This is a genomic window from Glutamicibacter nicotianae (assembly GCF_006539525.1).
In the GTDB taxonomy this organism is placed as follows: domain Bacteria; phylum Actinomycetota; class Actinomycetes; order Actinomycetales; family Micrococcaceae; genus Glutamicibacter; species Glutamicibacter nicotianae.
The window spans coordinates 296,070-303,210 of the sequence record NZ_BJNE01000003.1; the positions used below are offsets into that span (position 1 = coordinate 296,070).

A 7,141-nucleotide genomic window follows, 5' to 3' on the forward strand; every position below is an offset into this window, starting at 1 on the left:
ACTGCCATAATCGAGGAATGGGGCGCTGTGCCATGCCAGCTTTTCCAAATACTGTCGACTTCGTAGCGCCGGACGAAATTCCCGTGCGGATTCTCCGTTCAGCCAAGCGCAAGAAAACTATTTCATCCCAATGGCGCGATAATCGGCTGATTATCCAGGTTCCTGCGGCGCTGGACGAAAGAACGGAACGTGCCTTCGTTGAAGAGATGATCGCGAAGTATCGCAAGGGACGCCAGGCACGCACAGCTGGTCTTACCGATGACGCGCTGGCACACCGTGCTGCGTCGCTCGACCAGCAGTATTTTGCCGGCAAGGCCGCGCCGCAATCGGTGCGCTGGGTAGCCAACCAGAACAAGCGCTGGGGCTCGGCTTCATATCGGCAGCGCAGCATCCGCTTATCGGTCACGTTGCAGCATATGCCCAGCTGGGTGCAGGACTATGTGCTCGTCCATGAATTAGCGCATCTCGTGGCTCCTAGTGCCGGCCACGGACCAGGATTCCAGGCGTTGCTGAACCGATTCGAACGCAGAGCGCATGCGGATATTTTCTTAGAGGCCTTTCACGCCGGATACAACGCCCACGCCAAGGAACTGGGCCGTGACGAAGATGAGCTGTCTGGTTTCGGCCATGACGAGGAACAGTAGTCCAACACAAAAGGAGGGGTGTGCACGTGTGCACATCCCTCCTTCGATGTCTTAGCCTAGTCAGCTCTTTGGATTCTCTGGCTTGCCAGGATCGTCGTCCTCGGAATCGGATTCGACATTGTCGAAACCGCCGTCCAAGAGCTTGCCCAACGCCGCGTCGAAGTCATCGAACTCGGTTGCGGCAACTTCACGGCGATGCGTAAACCCCTTGGGATCGGTGAGATCTTCTGCAGTAGGCATCAGGTCAGGGTGGTCCCATACGGCGTCACGGCCGTCGATACCACGCTCATCGTACAGATGCTCCCAGAGTGCAGCCGCTTCACGAAGCTTGCGCGGGCGCAGTTCAAGGCCAACCAGAGATGCGAAAGCGGTCTCCGCCGGACCACCGGATGCACGGCGGCGACGCATCGTCTCGCGCAGGTGGCCGGCAAATGGCAAGTTCTGGGCAGCCAAGGAAACTACGTGGTCAACCCAGCCTTCGATCAATGCCAACGTCAGCTCGAGGTTCTCAAGAGCTTTCTCCTGGGCTGGGGTGCGCTGCGGGGTGAATATCCCTTCGCCCAGCATCGACTGCAGGGCTTCCGGGTTGGACGGATCAATGCCGCGTACGGCATCTTCGATTCGCGACATGTCGATGTGGATGCCGCGAGCGTAGGATTCGACGGCGCCAATCAACTTGGAGCTCAGCCATGGCACCCGGTTGAACAATCGCGTATGTGCGTTCTCGCGGAGAATCACATACAGCAGGACTTCCTGCTCGGGGATTTCAAGGCCGTCGCCAAACTTGCTGACATTGGTCGCGATAATTCCGGGAGTGGTTCCTGCCAGCGGCAAGCCGATATCGGTGCCGCCAAGAACATCGGTTGCCAAGCCGCCCAAAGCAGTACCCAGCTGCATGCCGAACATGCTGGCCCCGAGGTTGCGGAACATGCCATCGGCGTTGCCGAGCATGCCCTTCATCTCTTCGGGAATCTGGTCTTTCATCGCGGTGGTGATGGCCTTGGCCACGGACTCGGCAACAGGTTCGGTGACCTGCTTCCACGTGGCCAAAGTCTTGTCGTACCATCGTTTGCGAGTCCACACCTCTGTCGCGTGGCCGTTCGACTCGAACACCGTGGCGTTATCCAGCCACAATCCCGACAGGTTTGAAGCATCGCTGATGGCGCTGTTCCGCGCTTCGGAAACAGCAGGATCATCGCTGGCATATGCCTGCAACGCTGTGTCGGATGCAAGCTTCCAGTTCACCGGACCAGAAGAAGCGTTATTGCTCATCATCGCGGACATCATGGCCTGGGCCTGCTGCATCATTTTCTGCATCGCAGCCGGATCGCCTTGAGCGCCAAGGGCATCACGAAGCTGCGGCGGGAGGTCATTCGGGTCGAATCCGCCACCGAAGAGCTGACCAAACATCGCAGAAAATGGGTCCTGCGGATTGTTTTCGTCGTCATCGCCGTTTGGGCGGTTGTTCGGGGGGTTCTGTGCCATGCCTTTAAAAATACCGCGAGCGCCTGATAGTTCCCATGAATCTGGGCTCCAGTTCGCTTTCGGCACATCGAATACGCCTTGGTGCTGATGTTTTTAGACCCATGGCTTCAGTAGGCTAAGAGTGGGGATGTCTGCGAGGACGGATCCGCGTATTTTTTGACAGTTGGCGGGAGCAAGATCAGTGCACGTACGGGAACCACAAGACTCGACTCAGGAGCCAGGTAATTCCGGCCGTGCTCCTCAAGGTTCCAAAACCATGAAACGCACCAGTTCCGGCATCGTTGCACTGCTCCTGATCGGCGTAATGATGTTTCTCCCCACGCATTTCATGATCCGATCGCCGGGCCCCGTGTTCAACACGTTGGGCGAGGACAATGGACACGATGTGGTGTCCATCAAGGGGGCCGAATCATACCCTTCGGACAGTGTCTTGGACCTGTTGACCATTTATGTCCAGGGTGGCGGGCAGAACCGGATTACCATTCCTGTCGTGCTCGAAGCACTGATTAATCCGGCCAAGGATGTCGTCCCCGAAGAAACGATTATTTCCCGTGGAGTCTCCTCGGAAGAAAAGAATGAGCAAAACGATTTCCTGATGACTTCTTCGCAGGACTTGGCTGTAGCGGCGGCGTTGACCGAGCTCGGCAAAGACTTCACCGAATGGCTGACAGTCGCGGACTTCTCCGCCGACACGAATGAAAAGGTACTGGAACCGAAGGACCGCTTGCTGGAGTTCGAAGGGGAGAAGATTACTTCGCTGGAGCAGCTGAAGGAGAGCCTGAACGACCACGGGGCAAAACCAGCAACCCTTACCGTCGGCCGACCGGATAAGCATGGTGTCTACAGCAATGTGGACGTCACCGTGCATACCAAGGAGGCCGAGAATGGCGAACGCCAGTTGGGTGTCTTCTTGGGTAGTGAATACGAGTTCCCCATCGACGTGAGTTTCGGGTTGGAAAACGTAGGCGGTCCGAGCGCCGGGATGATGTTTGCCTTGGCGATCATTGACCGCTTGACTGAAGGCTCGCTGGCGGGGGACCACCACATTGCCGGCACCGGCGAAATTTCTGCCGATGGTGCGGTCGGTCCGATCGGTGGCATAGCCCAGAAGATGGTGGCAGCCAAGAACAATGGGGCGACGGTGTTCTTGGCACCAGCCGATAACTGTGCTGAAGTCATAGGCCGAGTTCCCGCCGGACTCGATGTCATCAAGGTAGCGACCCTGTCGGAGGCCCGCCATGCCTTAGAGAAAATCGCCAAGGGGCAAGACCCGGCGACTTTCACGACATGCGAATAGATTTAGCCGTGCATCAAAGGAAGAATTGATGCAAGGAAACCAATCTCGTGCATAACGCCCGTTCATGAATTAGGTACACGAGTTCTCCCGTTGGAAACGGCGGGAAGAACCCAAAGTAAGGAATAGATAGTGTCATTCGGATCGGATAGTCCGTTCGGGGGTCCTCCGCGACCCCAAGAGCCACAACGACCTTCCAACCCTTCAGGCAAGAAAGCGTCGCCGCTGACCCTGACCATCTTCGCGGTGGTCATCCTCGTCGCGGTCTTCGTTTTCTTGTCGAATTTCTACGCTGATATCCTCTGGTTCAACCAGCTGGGTTTCTCCGAGGTCTACTGGACTGAGCGGATCGCCAAACTAGTGATCTTCCTGATCGCTTTGGTGTTGATGGCAGTTCCCATGTGGTTCTCGATGCGCAGTGCCTACAAGCACCGCCCGGTCTATGCACCCAACTCGAACCGTCCCGATTCCATGTCGCGCTACCAGGCCCAGTTGGAACCAGTGCGCCGTTTCCTGATGGTGGGCATTCCACTGGTGATTGGCATTTTCGCCGCCGTTGCCGTGGCAGGACAGTGGCAGACGATCTTGCTGTTCTTCAACCAGGTCGGTTTCGGAAGCACTGACCCCCAGTTCAATATGGATCTGGGCTTCTTTGTCTTCTCCCTTCCCTTCATTGCGCTGGTCAACGGCTTCTTGATCTCGGTCGTGCTGCTCAGCGGCGTGGCCGGTCTGCTGACCCACTACCTCTACGGCGGAATCCGTGTCGAAGAACGCGGTGGCATTACTGTTGGCAAGGCTGCTCGCGTGCACACCGCAGTTGTTGTCGGAATCTTTCTGCTCTTCCAGGCCGTGAACTTCTGGATCGGCCAGTACGAGACCCTCACTGACCAGTCAGGCCGTGTCGCCGGTGCGCTGTACAAGGATGTCCATGCAGTCATCCCGGCGCAGATGATTCTGGCCATCGTGGCGATCCTGATCGCCATCACCTTCGTGATTGCGGCGATCAACGGGCGTTGGCGCTTGCCATTGATTGGCACCGCCATGCTGGTAGCAACGATGATTGTTGCCAGCGGCGTCTACCCGTTCCTAGTCCAGCAGTACAAGGTGGTCCCTTCGCAGAAGGCGCTGGAGAGCGAGTACATTGAGCGCAATATCGAGATGACTCGTTTGGCATTCGGCCTGGATGACGTGGAAGTGACCGACTACGACGCAAAGATCTCGACCGAGAAGAATGCGCTGGCGAAGGAAACTGCCACCACCGCGAACATCCGTCTGCTGGATCCGAACCTGGTTTCGGCTGCTTTCGCACAGCTGCAGCAGTTCCGTGGCTACTACACCTTCGCCGAGACCCTGAACGTTGACCGCTACGAGATCGACGGCAAGGTGGAAGATACCGTTATTGCCGCCCGTGAAGTGAACGTCGATCCAACCGACACCTGGGTGAACCAGCACATCAACTACACCCACGGCTACGGCCTGGTGGCCGCATACGGCAACCGTGTCGCTGCCGGTGGTCGTCCGGACTTCATGCTCGGTGGCATCCCGACCTCTGGCGATTTGATCACCGACAAGGAATACGAACCGCGGATCTACTTCGGTGAGAATTCTCCGTCCTATTCGATTGTGGGCGGACCGGATGAGGGATGGACCGACCAGGAACTTGACCGCCCGGGTACCGGTGGCGAGAACCAGGACACCCGCTATACCTTCAAGGGCGATGGCGGTCCGAACGTTGGCAACTTGTTCAACCGCTTGGTCTACGCACTGAAGTTCGCCTCCACCGACCTGTTGCTCTCACAGAACGTCAATAGCGAATCGCAGATCCTGTACGATCGCGACCCTCGCGATCGTGTCAGCAAGGTTGCACCGTACCTCACGTTGGATTCCCAAGCGTACCCTGCCATTGTCGATGGCCGGGTGCAGTGGATCATCGATGGCTACACGACCTCGAATGACTTCCCATATTCCCAGCAGCAGCAGCTGGATTCGGCAGTGACCGACTCGCTGACCAACGCGCAGGATCTGTCGCTGACCGGTCGCGTGAACTACTTGCGCAACTCGGTGAAGGCCACCGTCGACGCCTATGACGGATCGGTCAAACTCTACGCCTGGGACACCGAAGATCCAATCCTGCAGTCTTGGCAGAAGATCTTCCCTACGGCCCTGAACCCGCTGGATGATATGTCCGCTGAGCTGATGGAGCACGTGCGCTATCCGGAGGACATGTTCAAGGTGCAGCGTGAAGTTCTGACCACATACCACGTGGACAACCCGGATGCGTTCTACGAGTCCAACGATGCGTGGGCCGTGCCGGACGATCCAACCTCGTCTGCTGCCGGCGTGAAGCAGCCGCCATACTTCATGTCCTTGAAGATGCCTACCCAGGACGAAGCGTCGTTCTCGCTGACCTCGACCTTCATCCCGGCTGCGGCAGCCAATGGCCAGCAGCGCAACGTGCTCTTCGGCTTCCTATCGGCGAATGCCGATGCCGGCTCCACGCCGGGGGAGAAGGCCGACGACTACGGCAAGCTGCGGCTGCTTGAGCTGCCACGAGACACTGCCGTTCCTGGCCCGGGTCAGGCGCAGCAGAACTTCGATACCAACACCCGTGTGACCACCGAACTGAACCTGCTGCGCCAGGGTGCATCGGAAGTAAAGAACGGCAATCTGCTGTCCTTGCCAGTTGGCGGCGGTATCCTCTACGTCCAGCCTGTATACGTCCAGTCTTCGGGCCAGACTAGCTACCCTACCTTGCGCAAGGTTCTGGTTTCCTTCGGTGACAAGGTCGGCTTCGCCGATACGCTGGCTGAAGCACTGGATGAAGTCTTTGGTGGCGATTCCGGTGCGGTAACCGGTGAGACCGAAGGCGTGTCGCCGAGCGAAGACCCTGAGGGCGAGGCCGAACCGACCCAGACCGATACCGAGAAGCTGACTGAAGCTCTGGCGGATGCGAACGAAGCCATCAAGAATGGTCAGGAAGCATTGGCCAACGGCGACTTCGGCGCTTACGGTGAATCGCAGAAGCAGCTGGAGGACGCCTTGAACCGTGCGATGGAGGCAGATGCTGCCATCAACGGCACCGCGGTTGAGGGGGACGTGAAACTGGACGAAGGCCAGAATAACGATGCCTCCCAGTCGCCAGCGCCAACCGATGGCGCTGAAGGCTAGGAATAGCAGTAACTGCCGATTTGCTTTCACACCGCGATGATGCAAGAATTGTCTAGTCATCGCGGGGTGGAGCAGTTCGGTAGCTCGCCGGGCTCATAACCCGGAGGTCAGAGGTTCAAATCCTCTCCCCGCCACGAATGGCAAAATGGAGATCCGAAAGGATCTCCATTTTGCGTTAACCTGAAACTCTCCAGCCACCGAACCCAGAGGACGCCCGGGAAGCAATTGGGGGTCTGGACTCTGGACGCGTCGCTAATCCGTACGCAGGGAGATCGTCTGGTGGCACAAGACAACGTCTCTCTGACGCCACCTCGCGGTCGATGAATGCCCGTTACACGGCTACGGGCAAGGGCATCGGCAGATGCATTTGATTTCCCAGGTCCGAGCACGGCCGCTCGCGACTTTCTGGGCCGGGTGCAGTCAGTGCAAGAAATATGGGCAGCACCGAAGAGTAATTCGGGTCAGGTGGGACATTCGAGCGGAGTGGGATTAAGGACACGCTTTTCGATTCGCTATTGAGTTCAACAGTTGGTAATGTTGTATTTACCGA

Annotated in this window: 4 protein-coding genes and 1 tRNA gene; 4 read left to right on the forward strand and 1 reads right to left on the reverse strand. The window is 57.8% G+C overall.

Going from position 1 to position 7,141, the window contains the following annotated elements; translation table 11 throughout:
* The first annotated feature begins 32 nt into the window (after positions 1-32).
* Complete coding sequence (locus ANI01nite_RS06195) at positions 33-644, forward strand: M48 family metallopeptidase (protein WP_245858329.1); 612 nt, start codon at positions 33-35, stop codon at positions 642-644.
* A gap of 60 nt (positions 645-704) precedes the next feature.
* Here the strand turns inward: ANI01nite_RS06195 and ANI01nite_RS06200 are convergent, their stop codons facing one another.
* On the reverse strand, positions 705-2,129 hold the full coding sequence (locus tag ANI01nite_RS06200) for a zinc-dependent metalloprotease (RefSeq protein WP_073705984.1): 1,425 nt from the start codon (positions 2,127-2,129) through the stop codon (positions 705-707).
* Positions 2,130-2,310: 181 nt separating this feature from the next.
* Between ANI01nite_RS06200 and ANI01nite_RS06205 the strand changes: the two genes are divergently transcribed.
* From ANI01nite_RS06205 to ANI01nite_RS06215, 3 genes are all read left to right on the forward strand, one after another.
* Positions 2,311-3,426: a YlbL family protein gene (locus tag ANI01nite_RS06205; protein ID WP_141356733.1), complete on the forward strand. Its 1,116-nt coding sequence runs from the start codon at positions 2,311-2,313 to the stop codon at positions 3,424-3,426.
* 129 nt (positions 3,427-3,555) lie between these two features.
* Entirely contained in the window at positions 3,556-6,591 is a 3,036-nt protein-coding gene (locus tag ANI01nite_RS06210) for a UPF0182 family membrane protein (protein WP_141356735.1), read from the forward strand.
* Positions 6,592-6,651: 60 nt separating this feature from the next.
* A tRNA-Met gene (locus tag ANI01nite_RS06215) sits at positions 6,652-6,725 on the forward strand.
* The last annotated feature ends 416 nt before the right edge of the window (positions 6,726-7,141 follow it).

Coding starts and splice junctions, on each gene's coding strand:
- ANI01nite_RS06195 (WP_245858329.1), top strand. CDS start 33: ATGCCAGCTTTTCCAAATACTGTCGACTTCGTAGCGCCGGACGAAATT.
- ANI01nite_RS06200 (WP_073705984.1), bottom strand. CDS start 2,129: ATGGCACAGAACCCCCCGAACAACCGCCCAAACGGCGATGACGACGAA.